Here is a 20,984-nt window from a genome sequence, read left to right as displayed (position 1 = left end):
CGGGCTCTCCCGTATTCCTTATTAGGGGTGCGCTCCAGAAAGAAGGCAAGTATGAGTTCGACCATCATGAGCGGACTGTTCATGACGGTCTACACTGCGCGCAATCCTGCCATCAATGCAAAAATGCTCGAAATTGTTTTTATTTTTCAACCCGGCTGCGCCCCCCAAACCTGCCAAGTACTTTCTGAATAATTTTTAAGGGGTGAGTGGTTACGTTTTTTGCATATCTATTAACCGCTTTTGCTGATGCTGAATGGCTATAGGGCGCCTATAAAGTTGAGTTATAGTAAAATAAGAAATATGCAAGCTTCAGGATATCTTAATCTTGATGCTGATAACGATGCTGCTCTAAAATGCGGGTCGGCTTGCCGCCCCGGTCAGCCTCATGAGGTCGGTTCGGTTGAGAATCCCCGTATCCTGCCGCCCATTCCAATGAATAACATGTATCAGTTGGAGTTTGCGTGTGACCATGAGTAATTGCCTAAGGCGCACCGCGATTATCAGATCTGCGGTATCGTCATTGGCGCGGTAGTTATCTTTTTTGAGTACGGCCCGGGCAGCCGATTTTCGTGACTTTCGATGAAATTTTATTATGCCGATTGACCGTAAAGAATTGGCTCCGCTGATTGCCATCATCGGCTGCGATGGATCGGGTAAGTCCACTGTGAGCGAGGAAATCCTGGCTTGGGTGCGCGGCTATGGTCCGGCGGCAACGGCTCACTTGGGCAAACAATCGGGCAATATCGGCCGTGCTATAGCCCGATGGCCACTAGTCGGACCATGGATGGGTCGCGTAATCGTGCGCAAGACCGACAAAACCCGCTCCCAGCGTGACAGAAAGAAAGCCCCCGGGGTTTTTATCGCACTGGTGCTCATGGCCTTTTTGCTACGACGACTGTATAGATTTAAGCGCATGCTCGCGTTACGGCGTAAGGGTCTGATCATCGTGACCGACCGCTACCCGCAATTGGATCTGCTTGGCGCTTCAGATAGCACAGATTTGTCTGCCGCAGCGTCAGGCAGTGCGGTAGTGCGTTGGCTGGCACGGCGCGAGCAGGCTGCCTATGAGTGGATGACCAGCTTTCGCCCTGATCTCGTGATCCGCCTCAATGTTGACTTGGATACCGCGTGTGCACGCAAACCCGATCACCGCCGCGAATTACTGCGCGACAAGGTAGCCGCCATACCGCTGCTAAAGTTCAACGGCGCGCCAATTGTCGATGTAGATGCCACTCTGCCATTAGCTGAAGTCTTGGCGGCGGCCAAGGCAGCGGTGACCCGCACACTCACCGCACGTGGCTTTACGTCCCATACCACTTGACGCTGCACCGCGAGCCGGAGTCTGCTTCTTAATAAATGAAATACATAATGCCCGTGTTAGTTCAATCAACCATATTTAACAACTGAAATACGTTGCACATGAACGTTCAACTCCCATCCAATAAAAAATTCGGCTTATTATTTACAGGCGTTTTTTTTGCTTTGGCTCTGTATGGCTACATTAAGCATGGCTATTCCATAGCGGCAATTTCTTTCTCTCTCATAAGCTTGTTTTTTTTGGCCGCGAGCTTTCTAAACTGGTCTCTCCTAACCCCCTTAAACAGAGCGTGGTTTTTTCTGGGGCATGCATTGGGCAAGGTAGTAAGCCCGATCGTATTAGGCATTATTTTCTTCGGACTTTTAACGCCCATTGCGTTAATGTCAAGGTTATTTGGTCGGGATGAATTAAAGCTTCGCAGATCCGATTCAGAAACATACTGGATTAGACCAATAGATACCAATACGGATAGCGAATCATTTAAAAATCAATTTTGAGGTGGAGATATGAGCTTTCTAAAAGAGATGTTCATTTTTTTACGTAAGCGCAAGAAACTTTGGCTTGCGCCGATAATTCTCGTTATCATTTTATTGGGTGGCTTGCTTGTTTTAGGACAAGGCTCTGTTCTGGCCCCATTTATTTACACCCTGTTTTAATTGATCAATGAATATTTTAGGAATATCGGCTTACTATCATGACGCTGCCGCTTGCCTGTTGGTTGATGGGGAAATTATCGGGGCAGCTCAAGAAGAACGGTTTACGAGAAAAAAACATGATTCTGCTTTCCCTGTTAATGCGATTAAATACTGCCTGACTGAAGCAAAACTGTCGGCAGGCGGGATCGATTACGTTGTTTTTTATGACAAGCCTTTTCTGAAATTTGAGCGGATATTTGAAACTTATTTGGCCTTTGCACCCAAGGGTTTTACCAGCTTCGCAACATCGTTACCTGTATGGATAAAAGATAAACTATTTCAGAAGTCTGTCATTCTGAAAGCGCTAAAAGAGTGCTGTGGAAATGAGATAGATTGGTCGAAGAAGCTCTTATTTTCTGAGCATCATTTAAGTCATGCTGCATCGGCGTTTTTCCCATCCCCGTTTGAGGACGCTGCAGTTTTGACGATGGATGGTGTGGGCGAGTGGGCGACCACATCGTTGGCTATTGGTCGTGGTAATACGCTTACCGTGAAAAATGAGATTCACTTCCCTCATTCCCTGGGACTTCTTTATTCCGCCCTCACTTATTACACCGGATTCAAGGTTAATTCCGGTGAGTACAAAGTCATGGGCTTGGCTCCCTATGGTGAACCCAGATTCGCCAACCTCATCAAAGACAATCTGATTGATATCAAAGAAGATGGCTCCTTCCATTTGGATATGAGTTACTTCAACTATTGTATCGGTCTAACAATGACTAACGATAAATTTGACAAACTATTTGGTGCACCTCCCAGAAAAGCTGAGTCTGACCTAACCCAGCGTGAGATGGATATTGCTGCTTCAATTCAAGTCGTCACAGAAGAAGTTGTCATCAAGCTTGCGCGGGGGATTAAGCAATCAACGGGGTTAAAGAATTTGTGCCTTGCCGGTGGTGTTGCGCTGAATTGTGTGGCGAATGGCAAGCTTCTTGGCGAAAACATCTTTGACAATATCTGGATTCAGCCAGCCGCTGGTGATGCAGGTGGTGCGGTTGGTGCGGCACTCGCGGCTCATTATTTGATGCTTAAACAACCGCGAAAGGTGGATGCTCGGGATAGTATGAAGGGTGCATATCTTGGTCCTGAGTACAGTCAGGCTGATATTGAACAGCGGTTAACTGCTGCCGGTGCAAAATTTGAAATTGTCAGTGACACAGCGTTAATTAATTTGACTGCTCAAGCTTTGGCGGATGGTAAGGCAGTGGGCTGGCATCAAGGCCGAATGGAGTTTGGGCCGCGGTCGCTGGGAGGGCGTTCAATTATCGCCGACCCTCGCTCACCCCTGGTGCAAAAGCAATTAAACCTTAAAGTCAAATACAGAGAATCTTTCCGTCCCTTTGCACCAAGCGTATTGAGAGAAGATGTTGCTGAATGGTTTCAGCTCGATAAAGACAGCCCCTACATGTTGTTAGTGGCGGAGGTGTCCAAAGAGAAACAACTGGAAATGACGGAAGAACAGAGAAAATTGTTTGGTATTGAGAAACTCAATGTGCCACGTTCAGAAATCCCGGCCATCACCCATGTAGACTACTCGGCAAGAATCCAAACGGTACACAAAGAAACCAACCCAAAATATCATGCCTTGATTTCAAAATTTAAGGAAATTACCGGCTGTCCGGTGATAGTGAATACCTCTTTTAACGTCAGAGGGGAGCCTATCGTTTGCACACCAGAAGATGCTTTTAATTGCTTAATGGGAACAGGCATTGAGTTTTTGGCTGTGGGAAATTGTATTCTTGAAAAGAAAAATCAAGACATGTCTTTGATAAAGGATTACAAAAATGCGTATGAGTTGGATTAAATCAAGAGCAGCTAAAGAAAGTCTCATTGTTTTGGTGGTGAGTATCATTCTTCTGTTATTGGTTGATTATTTTCTAGGGTATACCATTCTTAAACAAGCTCCGATTAGTTCCAGAAATAATGCAGAGAGAGGGATAAAAATTCGCCATCCCGTTTACCACCACACCCTTTCTGCAAATTATGACGGGTTAGGTCGAAACCAGTCTGAATACCGATTCTGCACAAATTCTGACGGTTTAAAATCCAAATGTGGAGCAGTCAGTGACAACAAGGAAATCGACATCGGATTTCTGGGCGACAGCTTTACGGAAGGTCTAGGCTTGCCCTATGAGAAGACTTTTGTTGGGTTGATTGCGGAAAAACTGCCGGGGAAAAAAATTGCAAACCTTGGTGCTGCGTCATATTCGCCAAGCATTTATTACCTGAAATTGAAAGACTTTCTTGAAAATGGATACAAATTCAATGAAGTAGTTGTATATATTGATATTAGTGACATTGCGGATGAGGCTAACTATGTGATCGTCGACGGAAAGGTAGTGGATACAATTGAGAACACAGGTAAACAAAAAATGTTTCCATTAGTGAATTTTGGCCTTAAAGGGTTACAGGATAGACTCATTTCCGCTTTCGGAATTATGCATCATGATTACCATGTGGATTATCTGGATTTATCTGACCCAGTTTATCAAAGTGATTTTAGAAGAGCTGCCTGGACTTTCGATGACAGAAATGAGGGGTACGGTAAGTTGGGCGTCAAGGGATCCATCGCTAAATCAATTGAAGTAATGCAAAAACTATATGATTTGTGCAAAACAAATAACATAAAGCTTTCGATTGGCGTTTATCCTTGGCCTAGCCAGATTCTTTACGATATTGAAGAATCCAATCAGGTAAAAATATGGAGAAACTTTTGCACCGACAAGTGCACGAATTTTTATAACTCATTTCCAACGTTCTTTGACATGATTAGGTCAACCAGCAAAAAAGAAGTAATTAACAACAATTTTTTTCACGGTGACATGCATTTCAATGAAAACGGAAATCAACTAATCGCTGCTGACTTTTTGAAAACCTACAAAAATAATTAAGCGATACGCTACAGCAGAGCAAAAGTCTGGGTAGCGCACTACCAACCACACCAGTCCTCATCAGAAAATTGGAAGCAGACGCTACAATACGATCATCGCTGCCCAATTGCTTACAGATTTCAACATGAAAATTGCATACGTTACCAGTTCACTTGAAGGCAGCGGCGGTCCGCTACCGATACCAGCGATCACTCGAGTCTTGCGCAACGCTGGCGCGCACGTCGAGGTGTTTGCCCTTACCCGGCGCGATGGGCGTGCCCTGCCGCCGATGCTGGCAGACGGATTGCAGGTACATGTGCGCGAAGGGGGTAACCGAGACCATTGGGCAGCCTACCGCTGGCTGGATCATGAAATCGCTACCTACAAACCGGATTTGATCTGGACCTCGGTGGCGCGCGCCAGCATCATTGGTTTGCTGCTCGGAAAAAAATATTCGGTACCCGTAGTGTGCTGGCAGCATAACGCCACCCTGAAATGGACCCGATTGCTGCCGTTCTATGCTTTGCGCAAACGCCCTGTGATGTGGGTCGGGGATTCGGACATGGTTACGGAAATTACTGCAAAACGCTTCGGTGTGCCACCAGAACGTATGGCATCGTGGCCCTTATTTTCCGTCAATCCTGATGCGCCACAGGCACGCCCGTGGCAGCCGGGAGAAACCCTGCGATTCGGGTGTCTGGGACGCTTGCATAGGCAAAAAGGATATGATCTCCTGATAGAGGCGCTGGTGCTACTGAAGCAACGAGGCTTCAAATCGTCTACACCATTCGAAATTCAGATTGCTGGTGACGGACGAGACCGCGAAGCGATAACTGCTTCATTGCAACGCAGTGGCATAACGGAGGTTCACCTGATTGGTTTTGTTGATCAGCCGCAGGATTTTCTGGCTGGCTTGCATTTATATCTGCAACCATCGCGCGTGGAAGGTTTTTGCATCGCGGTACATGAGGCGATGCAGGCAAGCCTGCCGGTCATCGCGTCGGCGGTGGGACAAATCCCCTATTCTCTGGAACACGAGCGCAGCGGCTGGCTGTTGCCGCCAGGTGACGTCAACGCTCTCGCGAATGCATTGGCTGAGGCCTTAAGCCATCCGGAGCGCCTGGCCGCCATGGGACAAGCCGCGCGTGCGCGGGTATTGCCACTATATAGTGCAGATGCATTCAAACGTGCGGGAAAATCCATACTGGAACGTCTGCGCACACGTGGCGTGCTAGCGGACTGACCACAGGGCACCTCTAAAATATCAAGCTTCTAGCAGCCTGTCGGATTTGAAAAATCTAAGCGAAAATTCGGCTGGGCGAGGGCAGATTTGTAGCTGATTTCCTTTAAGTCCGACAGGCTGCTAGACAAGACAAGGCACCTTATATCTTTCAGTTAGCGTCACCAGCCGCTGCCTGATTTCCACCGGCATCTCAAACGCGTCGGCGTAATAGTCCTGTGTTTTTTTAAACTTTTTAATGATCAGTTCGTCGTGCATGGACCCCATCAGGCCGTTGATAGTGCTGAGATATTGCGAGATACTGACGTGATAGGGTGAAGGGTAAAGAATTTTCAGGTTGTCGTAGAGCGCCACCAGCCGACTGATGACCTTGCGTACTTCGTGAAACTCCTTGCTGGTGATTGCTTTTTTAGCAAGATTTAAGCGAATAAAGCTAATCTCGTCAAGAAGGTACTGGTGGAAGCTTTCATTTGTACTTGGCTGAAATTTATCTATTTCTTTGTTGATCAGAAAATAAGGAAATCGTGCCAAGAAAAAAAGAACAAGAATGGCTATTCGTTTCACGCTGGCATACTGTTTGTTTTTGAAAGCGTCCTGCAGGCTGCCCATGATGGCAGTCATCCAATGAAACATCCGGGGATAGCGGTGCCTTTCATCAAAAGCCGCATACGCAAAACGCAGGTGCTTGATCTTGGCGCGCAGATACTTGAACGAGAGTTGATCCTCAGTACTAAGGGTATGATGACGATAAATTTTTTTAATGATTTCGATCAAGTCTTCCCGGTCTACACTGTCTTTCCATAGCTGCCTACATATCCTGTAGCACTGTATTAGCTGCTCCTGGCTGTAATCAAGGTGAATCGCATCGGGCAGCTTGGCATCCGGGTAAATATCATCATGCACAAGCACAGCTGCAAAGAGCGCGTCGCATTGCTCTGCTGAAAAATGGGGCTCGTCGAGCTTCGTCTTGGTTGTGGCCTCATTGGCACAGCGATTCAATTTCATCACGCTCCTGATTTTTATATCCTGACCGAGCGCGGCTACGGGTTGGATGATGACTGGGGCAGCGCCTTTGGCCAATAATGCATGGCTACGGCAAACCACAGCCACACCCACGCGACGCTGATGACCCAGCCGGCAATCACGTCGGTCGGGTAGTGAATACCTAGGGCAATACGCGATACACCGGTCGCCAATGACAGAATTGTTGCAACAGCGTACAGGGTCCAGCGCGCCGCGCGCCGTGACAAAAGTGGGGACAGCATCAATGCCACCGTCAAATAGAACAGCGTACTGTTCAGGGCATGGCCGCTGGGGTAACTCAGAGAGTTGATATGATCCAGATGCGTGACCAATTGCGGTCTTGGCCGACCCACCCAGAACTTGAGCGTGGTTGACAGCGCGATGCCGCTGAGCAAAATACCGGCCATGAACAAAGCACTGTGCCAGCGGCGCAGAATCAGCAGCCCGAGTATCGTCAAGCTAGCGATGACGATACGTGGCGCTGTATCACCCAGCCAGGTCAAGCCTATCCAAAATGCAGCAGCCCATTGCGGACCGGCCAGCTGCCCGATATCGCCGCTGACACGAAACCACAGCAGCAGTGGTTCATCAAAACCGGCCGGGCCGTAATGAGTCAGCGCAATGCCGCACGCGATGGTGGCCATCAACATAAGCAGTGGCAGCCACCACCACAGGCGCATTGCGCGGATGCAGTCAGTTTTCATAAAGCATCATTCGGTCATACCCTTCATAAAGCTGCTCGTCAGAATAGTGTGTTTTACTCGGCAGTATAAAGTACGGGTGTTGCCAAAATACATAGATCTGCGTGATGCCCTCCGTAGTAATTTTATGTATGATTCGCTGCCGATGGCGGCGATGCTCGGCACTTTCAATTTTAAAAGGAGTCGGCCATGGACGCTCGTTTGTTTGCGGCAATATTTTTACTGATATTAGGCCTCACTCCTTCGGCGCAGGCGGTCAACAATAAGCAATGGGGCAACATCAGCGATTTTGGAGTCTACTCCTTGGCTGGTGCTGCTCTGGTGCTACCGGCGGTACGCGATGACTGGCAGGGGTTTCGCCAGGCGGCCTATAGTCTCGGTACTGCCCAGGGGGTGGCAATCCTGGGCAAGGCGGTAATACATGAGCAGCGCCCCGATCACAGCGACAATAACAGCTTCCCGTCAGGGCACGCCACTTTGGCGTTTGCCTCTGCGACTACCATGTATCGTCGTTACGGTTGGCAGACCGGTGTTCCCGCTTACGCACTGGCCACTCTCACCGCATACGCTCGCGTGGATGCCAGAAAGCATCACTGGTACGATGTTGTCGCTGGCGCTGTAATAGGCACCAGTAGTGGCTGGTTCTTCACTGATGCGTTCAACAATAAAGTGCAATTGGTGCCCTGGGCCGACAGCAAGAGTGCCGGCGTGCTGGTGGGGATGCAGTGGTAACGGTTGGGCTATTTGCGGCTTGTGAATCTGCGTTAGATTAAAATTTTTCCGTTGCTTTAGGTGCGGTTGACCCCCAGCCGCCACCCAAGGCCTTGATTAAGGTCACACTCGCGACCAGGCGGCGGCCAAGAAGGCTCAATGCGGCGCGTTCATTTTCGAGCGCTGTGGTCTGTGCCACGATCACAGATAGATAGTTGACGATGCCATTACGATATTGGTTATACGTGATCACCGCCGACTCGCGCGCCGCTTTAACCGCTATAGACTGTGCTGTCGTGGCCTCTTCGAGAATTTGCAACACAACCAGATTGTCTTCCACTTCGCGTAAACCGTTGAGCACCGTCTGCCGGTAGTTGGCGACGGCCTCGTCGTAGGCGGCTTCAGCTTTCGTACTCTGTGCGCGGATAGCACCAGTGCCGAGTAGCGGTATTGACACATTTGGACCCACGACACCTCGATGGATACTCAAGCCGGCGAGGAGGCTGACCGAAGGGTAGGCCGCCGCCTTGGCCACGCCAATTTGTGCGCTGGCCGCTGCCATTCGCCGCTCGGCTGCGGCAATGTCGGGTCGCCGTTCCAGTAAATCGGAAGGCAGCGCGGGCGGTATTACGGGCACCTTTTCGACGATAGGCGCAACAGCAAAAGAAAAGTCAGCCGGTGCTTTCCCAATAAGCACCGCTATGGCGTGTTCTAACTGGGCTCGTGCCACACGTGCATCAAGCATCTGCGCCTGTGCGGCGCCAAGCTGGGCTTGTGCCTGCAAGATAATGCCTCGGGAGGCGACGCCCTCCGTGTGTTGATTGCGCGTGATCTGTAATGATTGTTTGTAGGAGGTGACTGTGTCTTGCAATAAACGGATCTCAGCATCCTGCACCCGCAACAGGAAGTGGTTTTGTGCAAGTTGCGCCTGCAATGACAGCGTTGCTGCTGCGAGGTCGGCCGCGCTCGCCTGGGCGGCCGCGCCGCTGGCCTCGATATTGCGCCGGATGCGACCCCATAGGTCGATCTCCCAGACCGCAAACAGGCCTAAATCGCTGGTGCTTCCGACAGTCCTGGGGCTCAGGTTGGTACAGCAGCTTAGTGTCGGGAACTGCGCTGCCCGTGCTGCATCGGTGAGCGATTGAGCCTGCCGCACCCGTGCCTCCATGGCTTGGAGCGAGTAATTTCGAGACTCAACCTGAACGATCAGCTCATTGAGTTGGCTGTCATCGTAGGGTATCCACCAGTGTTCGTCGGCCGAAACGTTGCGCGCCTGCGGTGCGGTCAATCCGGAAGCCTCTTTGTAAGCAGCAGGCACGTCCATGGGCGGTCGCACATAGTCCGGCCCGAGCACCGTGCAGGCGGTGTTGATCGTCGCGAAACAGGTAAGGGCCAAAGCATGCAGGATTGAGGTTCTGTTTATGATAGTCATAGCATCGGGTCAGTAACAGGTGAGAAGGATTTAGCGGGACGTGAGTACCGGCGTTGCCACAGACTGCGCGCCCAGATGTAGAAGCGGTCGAGATAAAGATAGACGACCGGCGTGGTGTAAAGAGTCAGCAACTGGCTCATGATCAATCCGCCCCCGATCGCTATGCCTAAAGGCTGGCGCATCTCGGCACCATCACCATGGCCCAATGCCAGTGGAATCGCGGCGAGCAGCGCCGCCAGGGAAGTCATCAGTATCGGCCGAAAGCGCATGAGACATGCCTGGAATATCGCCTCGCGCGGCGCCACCGCTGAACTTCGTTGAGCATCAAGCGCAAAGTCTATCATCATGATGGCATTCTTCATGACAATGCCGATCAGCATGAAGATGCCGATCATCGCGATGACGCTGAAGTCAGTACGGAACAGCATCAGAGCAAGCAGCGCGCCGACACCGGCGGACGGCAGCGTCGAAAGGATGGTCAGCGGATGTATCAGACTTTCGTAGAGGACGCCCAGAACAATATACAGGGTAAGAAAGGCCGCGAGGATGAGAATGGGCTGGTTGTCAAGCACCTCTCGGAAAGCACGCGCCGACCCCTGGAAGCCGCCACGCACCGAGGTGGGCACGCCGATTTCGCGCATGGTGCGCTCGATCACCTGCGTTGCCTTCGACAGCGACACCCCTTTGGGTAAGTTGAACGAAATCGTCGAGGCGGCGAGCTGGGAATGATGATTGACCTGGAGCGAGGTTTCGGTTTGCGTATGGCGTGCCAGAATCGACAAGGGCACCTGTTTTCCCTCCGGGCCGCTGATCAGAAGGCGATCGAGTGCCTCGGCCGACTGCCCATATTCGGGAGCGACGCCCATCACCACGCGGTACTGGTTTAACGGTACGTAGATAGTTGAGACTGACCGCTGGGCAAAGGCATCGTTGAGCACCGTGTCGATCTGTTTGGGGCTAATGCCCAGACGCGCTGCCGCGTCGCGATCAACGATAAGCGAAGTCTGCAGTCCCTTGCTCTGGTCGTCGGTGTCAACATCAAGCAGCTCCGGCTGTTGCGCCAGCGCCTGGCGAATGCGCGGCTCCCACAATCGCAGCTCGTCGAGGTCATCGGCCTGGATTGTGTACTGATTCGATGAGCGGCTCTGGCGGCCACCGACGCGTATATCTTGCACCGGGTTGAGGATGAGGGTGGCGCCCGGCTCGTTGGCGAGCCGGGCGCGCAAGCGGGTCACAATCTTGTCGGCGCTTTCCTTTCTTTCGGATAGCGGTTTAAGCGTAACGAACACAGATCCGGTGTTGCGCTGGGCGCCGCCAGTGTAGCCCACGACGTTTTCGACTGCGGGGTCAGCGCGCACGATGTCGATGAAATCGGCCAGTTTTTTCTGCATCAACTGGAAGGAAATGCTCTGGTCGCCCTGAATGCGTCCGGTGAGCTGGCCGGTATCCTGATTTGGAAAGAAACCCTTGGGAATAATGACATAGAGATAGACATTAAGACATATGGTGGCCAGCAAGATAAGCATCGTGAGCGGTGCATGCCCGAGCGTCCACACCAAACTGCGCTCATAGGTGCGCAGCAGCGCCGCAAACCCACGCTCGCTCCATTGGTAGAGACGGCCATGCCGGCCTTCTGTTTCCGTTGATTTAAGCAGCCGGGCACACATCATCGGCGCGGTGGTGAGCGCAACCACCAGCGAGATCAGAACGGCCACCACCAACGTGACCACGAACTCACGCACGAAAAGTCCAACGTACCCGCCCATGAACAGCATCGGAATAAAAACAGCAATGAGCACCAGAGACATTGCCAACACCGTGGAACCGACTTCCTTGGCTCCGATCAGCGCGGCTTGCTTGGGAGAGACGCCGTTCTCGATATGCCGCGAGACATTTTCGAGAACCACGATGGTGTCGTCAACGATGAAGCCGACGGCAATGGTGAGCGCCATCAGCGACAAGTTATTGAGGCTGAAGTCCAGCAGATACATCACGGCGAAAGTGCCAATCATGGACACCGGCACCGCAACGCCGGGAATGAGTGCAGCGCGGCCGTTGCGCAGGAACAGCAACACCACCAGGATTACCAGGATCACCGCCAGCACCAACGTGTAAGCAGCATCGCGCAGCGAGGCGCGCACAGTGGAGGTGCGCTCCATCATCACCGCGACGTCAATCGCTGCCGGAACCGACGTCCGCAGCGTCGGCAGGAGCTTGGTGACGCTGCGGACGGTCTCGATGATGTTGGCATTGGGCTCGCGCTTGATGATCACCAGTACCGCAGGCTTACCGTTGGCCGAACCCGCGTTGCGTAAATCCTGCACTGAATTAACAACGTTGGCTACGTCGGCAAGTTTCACAGACGCGCCACTGTTGCTGTACCCCATGATTACCGGCAGGTACTCGGCGGCACTGCGTGCCTGCCCATTGCTGGAAACTTGCCAGTGCCGCTCGCCGTTTTCCAGCGCGCCTTGAGGCAGATTCGAGTTTGCCGCAGCGATGGCCGTGCGCACGTTGTCAAATCCAATGCCGTATTGATGCAGGGCTTGGGGGTTGAGTTCAACCCGCACCGCCGGCAATGAACTGCCACCGATTTCGACCTCGCCCACGCCCTTAAGCTGCGACAGTTTCTGGGCGATGATGGTCGAGGCTGCGTCGTATATCTGCCCTTGGGTCATGGTATTGGAGGTCAAACCCAGGATCATGACCGGCGCATCAGCTGGGTTCACTTTTCGGTAGTCCGGATTGGCTGACATACCTGCTGGCAACTGACTGCTGGCTGCATTGAGCGCTGCCTGAACGTCGCGAGCTGCGCCATTGATGTCGCGATCAAGGTCAAATTGCAGCACGATGCGCGCTGAACCGAGCACGCTACTTGATGTCATTTCAGTGATGCCTGAGATACGTCCAAGCGAGCGCTCCAGTGGCAAGGTCACTGCCGCTGCCATGGTTTCCGGACTCGCCCCCGGTAAGGATGCCGAAACCTTGATGGTCGGGATATCAACGCTAGGCAGCGGCGAGATCGGAAGCAGCAGAAAAGCAAGTGCACCTACCAGTATCAGGCCAATAGTGAGCAACGTGGTGGCGACGGGCCGATTGACAAACGGCGCGGAGAGATTCATGCCAGGCGCCTCATACGCGATCACCTTTGACCGCTGCGACCGTGCGCAAGTCGGGCCGCAGCGCTGATGCCGGATGCGCCAGCCGCTCAAATGCTAGATAGATGACCGGTGTGGTGAACAGGGTCAACACCTGGCTCACGATCAGCCCCCCGACCAGCGTTATGCCCAACGGATGGCGCAAGTCCGAACCCACGCCCCAACCTATCATCAGCGGTAACGCACCCAGCAGCGCGGCCATGGTCGTCATCATGATCGGCCGAAAGCGCAGCAGGCAAGCCTGGAAAATCGCTTCGCGCGGCGTCAGGCCCTGCTCGCGCTGAACCTCGAGCGCGAAGTCGATCATCATGATTGCGTTCTTTTTGACGATGCCGATCAGCAGGATGATACCGATAATCGAAATTACGCCGAGCTCGTTCCCAGACAACATCAGCGCAAGCAATGCTCCAACACCGGCCGAGGGTAAACTCGACAGGATCGTGACCGGGTGAATGTAGCTCTCATAGAGCACACCCAGCACAATATAGACGGTGAGGATCGCGGCCAGGATTAGCCACAACTGACTGGCCAGCGAAGCTCGAAACGCCAGTGCCGAGCCTTGAAATTTCAGTTGCGCGCTGGCCGGCAAACCAAGCTCTCGCTGTGTGGCCTCGATCACCTTGACCGCCTCGCCCAGTGACGCGCCCGGCGCGAGATTGAACGAGATCGTGGCCGCTGGAAACTGGTCGATGCGGGTGATGATCAGCGGTGCGCTGCGCTCGCTTACCCGAGCAATTGACGACAGCGGAATTTGCCGCGACTGGCTTGGGTTTTGTATCCCTGCTGCGCCATTTTCTGCGCTGAAGTAAAGGTTGTCGAGGGCATCCACGCCGTTGCGAAACTCGGGCTTGACCTCGAGCACGACGCGCTGCTGGTGAGTAGGAGTGAACAGAGTGGCCACCTGTCGTTGGCCAAACGCGTTATATAGCGCGTTATCCACGGCCGTTGGCGTGATACCAAAGCTGTCTGCAAGGGCGCGGTCAATCTCGACGTGCGCCTGCAGCCCACCTTCTTGCTGGTCACTGATCACGTCAGCCAGCAGTGGTTTGCCACGCAGCCGCTCGACCAGTCGTGGCACCCATTTGCGCAGCACTTCGGCGTCGGCATCCGTCAACGAAAGCTGATACTGGGTGCGACTGACCTGATCTTCGATGGTGAGATCCTGTATCGGCTGCATGTACAGCTTGATCCCATCAACCTGGACGAGCGCAACCCGCAGTCTCCGAATCACGTTGCTGGCGTTGCCGTCGCGCTGTGACAAAGGTTTGAGGTTAATAAGGAAACGGCCACTGTTTAATGTCGGGTTGCTGCCGTCCACGCCAATGAACGATGAGAGGCTTTGAACAGCCGGGTCGCTCAGGATCACGCGGCCGAGTGCCTGCTGACGCTCGGCCATGGCGGCAAAAGAAATGTTTGCCGGCGCCTGCGAAATGCCCTGAATTGCCGCAGTATCCTGGATCGGAAAAAAACCTTTGGGAATAAATATATACAAGAGTACCGTCAGTGCCAGCGTGGCCAGCGCTACCAGCAGGGTCAGGCTCTGGCGGTCGAGCACCCACTTCAGCATGCGACCATAGCGGGCAATCACGCGATCAAACCATGCACCGCTGGCATGAAACAAGCGTCCATGCTGTTGCGCGGGGATATGACGCAGCAACCGCCCGCACATCATCGGCGTCAGCGTCAACGACACCACAGCTGAGATCAGGATGGCCACCGACAGAGTGATCGCGAATTCCCGGAACAGACGACCCGCCACGTCGCCCATGAACAACAGTGGAATCAACACTGCAATCAGTGACAGCGACAACGACACAATGGTGAAACCAATTTGGCGCGCGCCCTTGATCGCGGCTTTTAGCGGTGGCTCACCAGCCTCGATGTAACGCATGATGTTCTCGATCATCACAATCGCATCGTCCACCACGAAACCGGTGGCGACGATGAGCGCCATCAGGGTAAGATTGTTGATTGAGAAACCGGCCAAGTGCATCACGGCGAAGGTGCCAATGAGCGACAGCGGCACCACCACGGCAGGAATCAGGGTCGCGGCCACATTGCGCAGAAATAGAAAAATGACCATCACCACAAGCACCACTGCGAGCAGCAGCTCAAGCTGCACGTCATGTACCGAGGCGCGAATAGTTTCGGTGCGGTCAGTCAAAATCGTGACATCGACCGCGACAGGCAGCGAAGCCTTCAGCCGAGGCAACAACTTTTTGATGCGATCAACTACTTCGATGACGTTGGTACCGGGTTGACGCTGAATGTTAATGATCACCGCCGCCGATTCGTTGGCCCAGGCAGCGAGACGTTCATTTTCGGCTCCATCAAAGACTTCTGCCACATCAGCCAACCGCACCGCGGCACCATTGCGATAGGCGATGATCATGGCCTTGAATTCGTTGACTGATTTGAGCTGGTCGTTGACATCAATGGTGGATGCCTGCGTGGGTCCGTCAAAGCTGCCTTTAGCTTGGTTCGAGTTGGCATTGCTGATCGCAATGCGCATATCCTCAAGCGAAAGCCTGTAGGCGGCAAGAATTTTTGGATTAGCCTGAATGCGGATGGCTGGCCGCTGTCCGCCGTTGATGCTGACGAGTCCGACGCCGGACAACTGCGAAATATTGGCCGCAAGCCGGGTGTCAACCAGGCGCCGAATTTCTGGCAGCGGCAACGTGGGCGAGGTTAAGGCCAGCGTCATGATTGGTGTATCAGCGGGATTTACTTTGTTGTAAATCGGCAACTGGGGCAGATCCGACGGTAGCAGGTTAGCGGCTGCGTTAATGGCTGCCTGCACGTCCTGCTCGGCGACATCAAGTGCCAGATCAAGGCTGAACCGCAGCGTGATGATCGAGGCTCCGCCCGAGCTGGTCGAGGACATCTGATTCAGACCCGACATCCGACCAAACTGTCGTTCAAGCGGTGCTGTAATGGTCGAGGTAACCACCTCCGGACTCGCGCCCGGGTACAGTGTCACCACTTGAATGGTCGGGTAATCAAACTTGGGCAGTGCCGACAGTGGCAACACTCGATAGGCAAACAGGCCAACGAGCAAGATAGCCACCATCAGCAGCGAGGTTGCCACCGGACGGAGGATGAACAGACGCGAAGGGTTCATGGCCAAGCGACGCCGCGATTCAGGCGCTCAGACACCACTGTTGGCACGTGAATTGTGCGCGACAATATCAACCTTCACTCCTGCACGAAGCCTATCCGCGCCACCTATCACAACCATTGCGCCTGAGGACACACCACTGTCGATCACGGTAACTTCACCTTGCGTGGGTCCGGTTTTCACTGGAATCACGGCGACCGTGTGGTCATCCTTGACGACATAAACGAACGTCCCAGCCGATCCACGCTGTATCGCCGCCGTCGGCACCAGGGTCGCTTTTCGACGCACCTCGACGGGCATCCTCACGTTGACGAACTGGTTGGCAAAGAGCGTGTCGTCTGCATTGGGAAACTCAGCCTTCAGCTTGATGGTGCCGGTTGTGGTGTCAATCTGGTTGTCCGCAGCCAGCAATCGACCCGTGCCCAGCTTTTCTTTCTGGGCGCGGTCGTAGGCATCAACCGGAATGAGATCACCGGTGCGCAGCCGCTTTATCACTTGCGGCAAGGCATCTTCCGGAATCGCGAATATAACGCCGACTGGCTGCAACTGCGTGATTACCACGAGGCCATCAGTATCTGATGTGTGTACGATGTTGCCTGGGCCTACCCGGCGCAAACCTACCCGTCCAGTGATAGGCGCGATAACCTGGGTATTCGAGAGTTGCAGCTTTGCATTATTAACTCCGCCTTGGCTGGCTTGCACTGTGGCCGTGTGTTGCCGCACCAGTGACGCCTGTGTATCGACTAGTTGGTCGGAAATAGAATCCAGCGCAAGCAGCGCACGATAGCGTTTGAGATCGGCCCGCGCGTTGCCAAGTAGCGCTTGATCGCGTGCCAATTGCCCAGCAGCGAGCGTGAGCTGCGTCTTGAATGGGCGGGGGTCTATTTGAGCCAACAGATCGCCCTTTTGGACTAGCTGACCCTCATTGAATGCAATGCTTATGATCTGGCCATCCACGCGCGGGCGAACCACGGCAACGTTGAGCGGCGTGACGGTGCCGATCGCGAACAGATAGATGTCGAGGTCGCCTTGGCGCACGGGAGCGACAACGACAGGCGTCGCGGGAGGCAAAGAACTGCTGCTACCCCCCGGCTTTCCCGCATCTCGATTATTGACTGTCGTCGCGGAGTCGCCCCGATGAGAACTGGCATACCAGATTGCGCTGCCCCCCACTACCAGACAGAGAATCGAGGTAATCACGATCCAGCGTTTCGACCACCGATGCCCTAATCTGGAGACAGGCTTACCTAAAGACGGACTGGTGGGGTCAGAATTTGTTGTCACGGGGTTGTTGATAGGCATAAATTGGAAGTCTAATTTTTCCGGCCCTTGGACGCACTAAAGTCTGGAGGAAGGTTATTGTAAATCGCGACAATATAGCAGGAACTGCGGTTTTCCAGAAGAGCCAGCCTTCCCTAGGGCACACTCTAATTAAATCCTGCAGGTCAGACTCATGTCCGGATAAAAATATTGAGCCCCTACGCGACCATAGTTTAGTCGTTCCGATGGTGATAAGCGGCAAGCTCAATGACGTCCCACCTGCTGCTCAGTGCTCGCAAAGTTGCCGCTCGTAAACACGGTAACGCTTGTAGGCGTGGCCGCCGATCGACTCGATGATGCTGCGCATGCCCGCGTTGTCTTCCAGTATCCAGGACAGCTCGATCTGCTTGGCGCCGCGGCTGTGCAATTGTGCCCGCACCGCATCAATGACGAGAAAAGCCAGTCCAGGTCCGAGACGGGTGCGTTGAAATTTGCACTTGACGCCCATCAACGGCACACGGGCAGTGCTGGGAAAGCGCACTTTGAGGCGCCACAGGAGCTTTAACCAGCCGGTCGGGAGCAGTTTGCCGCCGAGCCCGCGAATCGCCTCGTTGATGTTGGGAAGAGCGACGATAAAGGCGGCGGCCTCGCCATCGACTTCGGCAATTTGTATCAATTCTGGGGCAATGAGAAAGCGAAGGTTTTGGCCAAGATCGTGGAATTCGGCGGCGGTGATGGGCACGAAACCCCAGTTTCCCGCCCAGGCATCGTTGAATATGTCGCGCAACAGAGAGATTTCGTCATCGAAGCGTTTTCGATCAAGTGGGCGCACCCGCACGCGATGCGCGGATGCTGCGACCAGCCGCTGCATAACGGCAGGCGCTTCGAAATTCGGAGCGATCATGTACGCCAACGTGTCTTTTTCCTTATGGTATCCGCATTGTTCGATGCGCCCCCCGTAATATGGCAAGGCATGCCCCATCATGAATGCCGGAGGTGTGTCGAAACCGTCGACCAACAGCCCCATTTCCTCATTGATTGAAAGGTTGAAAGGCCCGCGCACGCAGCGCATGCCTTGATCGCGCAGCCATTGTTCGGCGGTACTAAGCAGTGCCGCGAATGTTTCTCCCTGGTTCTCGGCATCCAGCATCCCGAAGAAGCCGGTCGCGTCGCCATGCTGCGCCAGATGCAACTCGTCAATCTGGGCGCTGATCCGTCCCACTGGCTGCTCACCACGCCAGGCGATCCATGCCTGCCATCGAGCGTGCTGGAAGTACGGATTGCTCTTGGCTGAGAGATGCATGCGACGCTCAATCAACAGCGGCGAGATCCATGCAGGGTCGGATCCAAGAATAATATTTGGAATGCGGATGAACTGGTCTAAATCCGCCTTTCCGGAAACCGGAATAATACGCAGCGGTGCAGCCTCGCTCGGGTTGTGGTTTACGGTCATTGAAAACTTGAGACAACTGGCAAAAATGATGCTTGCGATTTCTCCATGTACATATCAAAAGTAAAGGGAAGTTCTATATACATCTCTGGGATATCGGTTTTGGCCGACTGACCGGCTAATCTGACGACGGGCGATTATATAATGTCTGACAGAAAACACCTGTTTTTTAATAAAGCTTGACTGAAATTTTGACCAACCCCCCATAATTTTGTTTTTCGTTGGAAGAATAATGAAGAGTTTTTCAGTATTCAGAGATTTAACAGTGCGCAGCGTCAGTAAATCACGCAGGGAGTGTGATGGGGCTGGGATGACAGAAAGCAGTTAATGACCTTGGTCAGGCGACAAATCAGACCAATATGGCGATACGGCGGAAAGTAGTGATGCACTTGGGCACAAAGTATTTATCCCAGTCAGTGAAGTCGGCGTGGATTGTGCAGCAGCAGGAAATCAGAGTTATTCTGGGGTAGAATTGGCAGCAGTGCGAGTTCGAACAGTCATTTCTTGCACAATTTTTTTAAAACCGTGTTGCATCAAATTGTTACTTTGTAATTTATGCATATTTCAGGCCACATGCTTCAACAGGATAATCAAGCGGGTATTTTTCAATCTTTAATGTCAACAGTAGATCGCGCTCAATCATGGACTCGTCTTGATCCACGGTCAATTTACGGAGAGAATAAAGAGTCGTCACCTCACTTTGATCGGGAATTCCAATGAATACGACCACCGCCACCACAATTCCGGATCCAGCGCCTTGGTGGCGTCGCCCGGTTGTCAAGTGCGGCAAACATCTGCTGCGTTGTCTGGGACGCTTTCAGGCGCGCCATTCACTGGTTAGCACGACGCCAGTGATTGCCAACACCGAGTTTGCCTGGGTGACTCAAGTCGAAGGCGCATGGCGCGATATTCGCGCCGAGCTCGACGCCTTGCTTGAACATCCTGAGGATATTCCCACTTTTCATCAGTTATCGCCAGACCAAAAACGTATCTCCAAGGGCAACAACTGGAAAACTTTTGCTTTTTACATCTATGACCGGCGCGTGGACGAAAACTGTGCACTGTGTCCGCGCACGGCCGCTGTGCTCGATTCGTTGCCGGGTATGCGGACTGCCATGTTCTCGATCCTGGCGCCACGCTATCACATCGAACCGCACAAAGGTCCCACACGCGCGGTGGTGCGCGCACATCTCGGGCTTAAGGTACCCAAAGATTGGCAGAACGTCTGGATTCGAGTGGACGACCAGATTCTGAATTGGAAAGAAGGCGAAGTAGTACTATTTGATGATACTTACGAGCACGAGGTGCGCAACGATACCGACGAGACTCGCGCCGTGCTGTTCATCGACATCGACCGACCGATGGATCGCGTCGGTACGCTGGTCAATCGCCTGATCGTGCGCTTGATCCAGGCCAGCACCTACGTCAAGCAACCGCTGAAGAACTTGGCCGCATGGAATCGCGAGCACACGCGGCGTTGACCCGGAACGGCGACTCTGAGCGGGACGTACTGCGCTCACTTGCTCGTGCACTGGCTGCGCTGCTGCTGGCATTTGTGCTGACAGCGCCCGCCGTCGGCGCGTCTGAGCTTATCACCAGCGATGATATTCGCGGTCCATGGGTCGAAGATGACAAACGAATGGTGGCCGTCTGGATCGAAGATTGCAATGGCCTGCTTTGCGGGCGCATCTACTGGCTGAAGAAGCTGCTGTCGGCCAGCGGCCACCCCAAGCGAGACTCGAATAATCCTGACGCTACGCTGCGCGACCGCCCACTGTGCGGGTTGGCGATTCTGAACAGCTTTCGGCGCGAGAAGGGCAACACTTGGAGCGCGGGCAAAATCTATAATCCGAGCGACGGCCGCACCTTCAACGGCACCCTCAGCCTGGAGAACGACGGCACGCTCAAAATTCGAGGTTACGTCGGCATATCACTTTTTGGCAAAACCGTAAAATGGGTACGTCCGCAAGAAAATATGGAGCGATGCGTCTGATTGCTCTCTCAAGTG

The 20,984-nt window shown here is 53.3% G+C and carries 17 protein-coding genes; 10 read left to right on the top strand and 7 right to left on the bottom strand.

Translation table 11 applies throughout. From position 1 onward, the window contains the following. The first annotated feature begins 51 nt into the window (after positions 1-51). From MJ769_RS06250 to MJ769_RS06220, 7 genes are all read left to right on the top strand, one after another. Positions 52-192 carry a hypothetical protein gene (locus MJ769_RS06250; RefSeq protein WP_239235301.1) on the top strand — a complete coding sequence of 47 codons (141 nt, stop codon included), beginning with the start codon at positions 52-54 and terminating at the stop codon, positions 190-192. A gap of 400 nt (positions 193-592) precedes the next feature. Next, positions 593-1,321 (top strand): thymidylate kinase, encoded by a 729-nt coding sequence (locus MJ769_RS06245; RefSeq protein WP_239235299.1) that lies wholly within the window; start codon positions 593-595, stop codon positions 1,319-1,321. 98 nt (positions 1,322-1,419) lie between these two features. Continuing rightward, on the top strand, positions 1,420-1,815 hold the full coding sequence (locus MJ769_RS06240) for an SxtJ family membrane protein (RefSeq protein WP_239235297.1): 396 nt from the start codon (positions 1,420-1,422) through the stop codon (positions 1,813-1,815). 9 nt (positions 1,816-1,824) lie between these two features. Further along, the gene (locus tag MJ769_RS06235) at positions 1,825-1,974 is read left to right on the top strand and encodes a DUF5989 family protein (RefSeq protein WP_239235295.1); all 150 of its coding nucleotides are present in this window, start codon (positions 1,825-1,827) and stop codon (positions 1,972-1,974) included. 7 nt (positions 1,975-1,981) lie between these two features. Beyond that, positions 1,982-3,817 carry a carbamoyltransferase family protein gene (locus MJ769_RS06230; protein ID WP_239235293.1) on the top strand — a complete coding sequence of 612 codons (1,836 nt, stop codon included), beginning with the start codon at positions 1,982-1,984 and terminating at the stop codon, positions 3,815-3,817. Beyond that, a complete protein-coding gene (locus MJ769_RS06225) occupies positions 3,804-4,904 on the top strand; it encodes an SGNH/GDSL hydrolase family protein (RefSeq protein WP_239235284.1) in 1,101 nt (366 codons plus the stop codon). The genes MJ769_RS06230 and MJ769_RS06225 overlap by 14 nt, the downstream gene beginning before the upstream one ends. Before the next feature lie 124 nt (positions 4,905-5,028). Continuing rightward, the gene (locus MJ769_RS06220; RefSeq protein ID WP_239235282.1) at positions 5,029-6,126 is read left to right on the top strand and encodes a glycosyltransferase family 4 protein; all 1,098 of its coding nucleotides are present in this window, start codon (positions 5,029-5,031) and stop codon (positions 6,124-6,126) included. Between the two features lie 120 nt (positions 6,127-6,246). Here the strand turns inward: MJ769_RS06220 and MJ769_RS06215 are convergent, their stop codons facing one another. Next, entirely contained in the window at positions 6,247-7,128 is an 882-nt protein-coding gene (locus MJ769_RS06215) for a hypothetical protein (protein WP_239235281.1), read from the bottom strand. Between the two features lie 35 nt (positions 7,129-7,163). Continuing rightward, on the bottom strand, positions 7,164-7,850 hold the full coding sequence (locus MJ769_RS06210; RefSeq protein ID WP_239235279.1) for a phosphatase PAP2 family protein: 687 nt from the start codon (positions 7,848-7,850) through the stop codon (positions 7,164-7,166). A gap of 186 nt (positions 7,851-8,036) precedes the next feature. Between MJ769_RS06210 and MJ769_RS06205 the strand changes: the two genes are divergently transcribed. Beyond that, positions 8,037-8,579 (top strand): phosphatase PAP2 family protein, encoded by a 543-nt coding sequence (locus MJ769_RS06205; protein ID WP_239235277.1) that lies wholly within the window; start codon positions 8,037-8,039, stop codon positions 8,577-8,579. A 37-nt stretch (positions 8,580-8,616) separates the two neighbouring features. Here the strand turns inward: MJ769_RS06205 and MJ769_RS06200 are convergent, their stop codons facing one another. From MJ769_RS06200 to MJ769_RS06180, 5 genes are all read right to left on the bottom strand, one after another. Beyond that, a complete protein-coding gene (locus MJ769_RS06200; protein WP_256445692.1) occupies positions 8,617-9,990 on the bottom strand; it encodes an efflux transporter outer membrane subunit in 1,374 nt (457 codons plus the stop codon). Next, positions 9,987-13,112 (bottom strand): efflux RND transporter permease subunit, encoded by a 3,126-nt coding sequence (locus MJ769_RS06195; RefSeq protein ID WP_239235273.1) that lies wholly within the window; start codon positions 13,110-13,112, stop codon positions 9,987-9,989. The genes MJ769_RS06200 and MJ769_RS06195 overlap by 4 nt, the downstream gene beginning before the upstream one ends. A gap of 10 nt (positions 13,113-13,122) precedes the next feature. Further along, positions 13,123-16,269, bottom strand: coding sequence for an MdtB/MuxB family multidrug efflux RND transporter permease subunit (locus MJ769_RS06190; RefSeq protein WP_239235271.1), 3,147 nt, complete (start codon positions 16,267-16,269; stop codon positions 13,123-13,125). A gap of 27 nt (positions 16,270-16,296) precedes the next feature. Beyond that, a complete protein-coding gene (locus MJ769_RS06185; RefSeq protein ID WP_239235269.1) occupies positions 16,297-17,550 on the bottom strand; it encodes an MdtA/MuxA family multidrug efflux RND transporter periplasmic adaptor subunit in 1,254 nt (417 codons plus the stop codon). Positions 17,551-17,812: 262 nt separating this feature from the next. Then, positions 17,813-18,979, bottom strand: coding sequence for an N-acetyltransferase (locus tag MJ769_RS06180; protein WP_239235267.1), 1,167 nt, complete (start codon positions 18,977-18,979; stop codon positions 17,813-17,815). A 713-nt stretch (positions 18,980-19,692) separates the two neighbouring features. Here MJ769_RS06180 and MJ769_RS06175 point away from each other — a divergent pair. Continuing rightward, on the top strand, positions 19,693-20,457 hold the full coding sequence (locus tag MJ769_RS06175) for an aspartyl/asparaginyl beta-hydroxylase domain-containing protein (RefSeq protein WP_239235265.1): 765 nt from the start codon (positions 19,693-19,695) through the stop codon (positions 20,455-20,457). Next, positions 20,430-20,969 carry a DUF2147 domain-containing protein gene (locus MJ769_RS06170; RefSeq protein WP_239235263.1) on the top strand — a complete coding sequence of 180 codons (540 nt, stop codon included), beginning with the start codon at positions 20,430-20,432 and terminating at the stop codon, positions 20,967-20,969. The genes MJ769_RS06175 and MJ769_RS06170 overlap by 28 nt, the downstream gene beginning before the upstream one ends. Positions 20,970-20,984: the final 15 nt, after the last annotated feature.

The organism is Candidatus Nitrotoga sp. BS (genome assembly GCF_927797785.1).
Lineage (GTDB): Bacteria > Pseudomonadota > Gammaproteobacteria > Burkholderiales > Gallionellaceae > Nitrotoga.
This window is presented reverse-complemented; position numbering and strand designations above follow the sequence as displayed.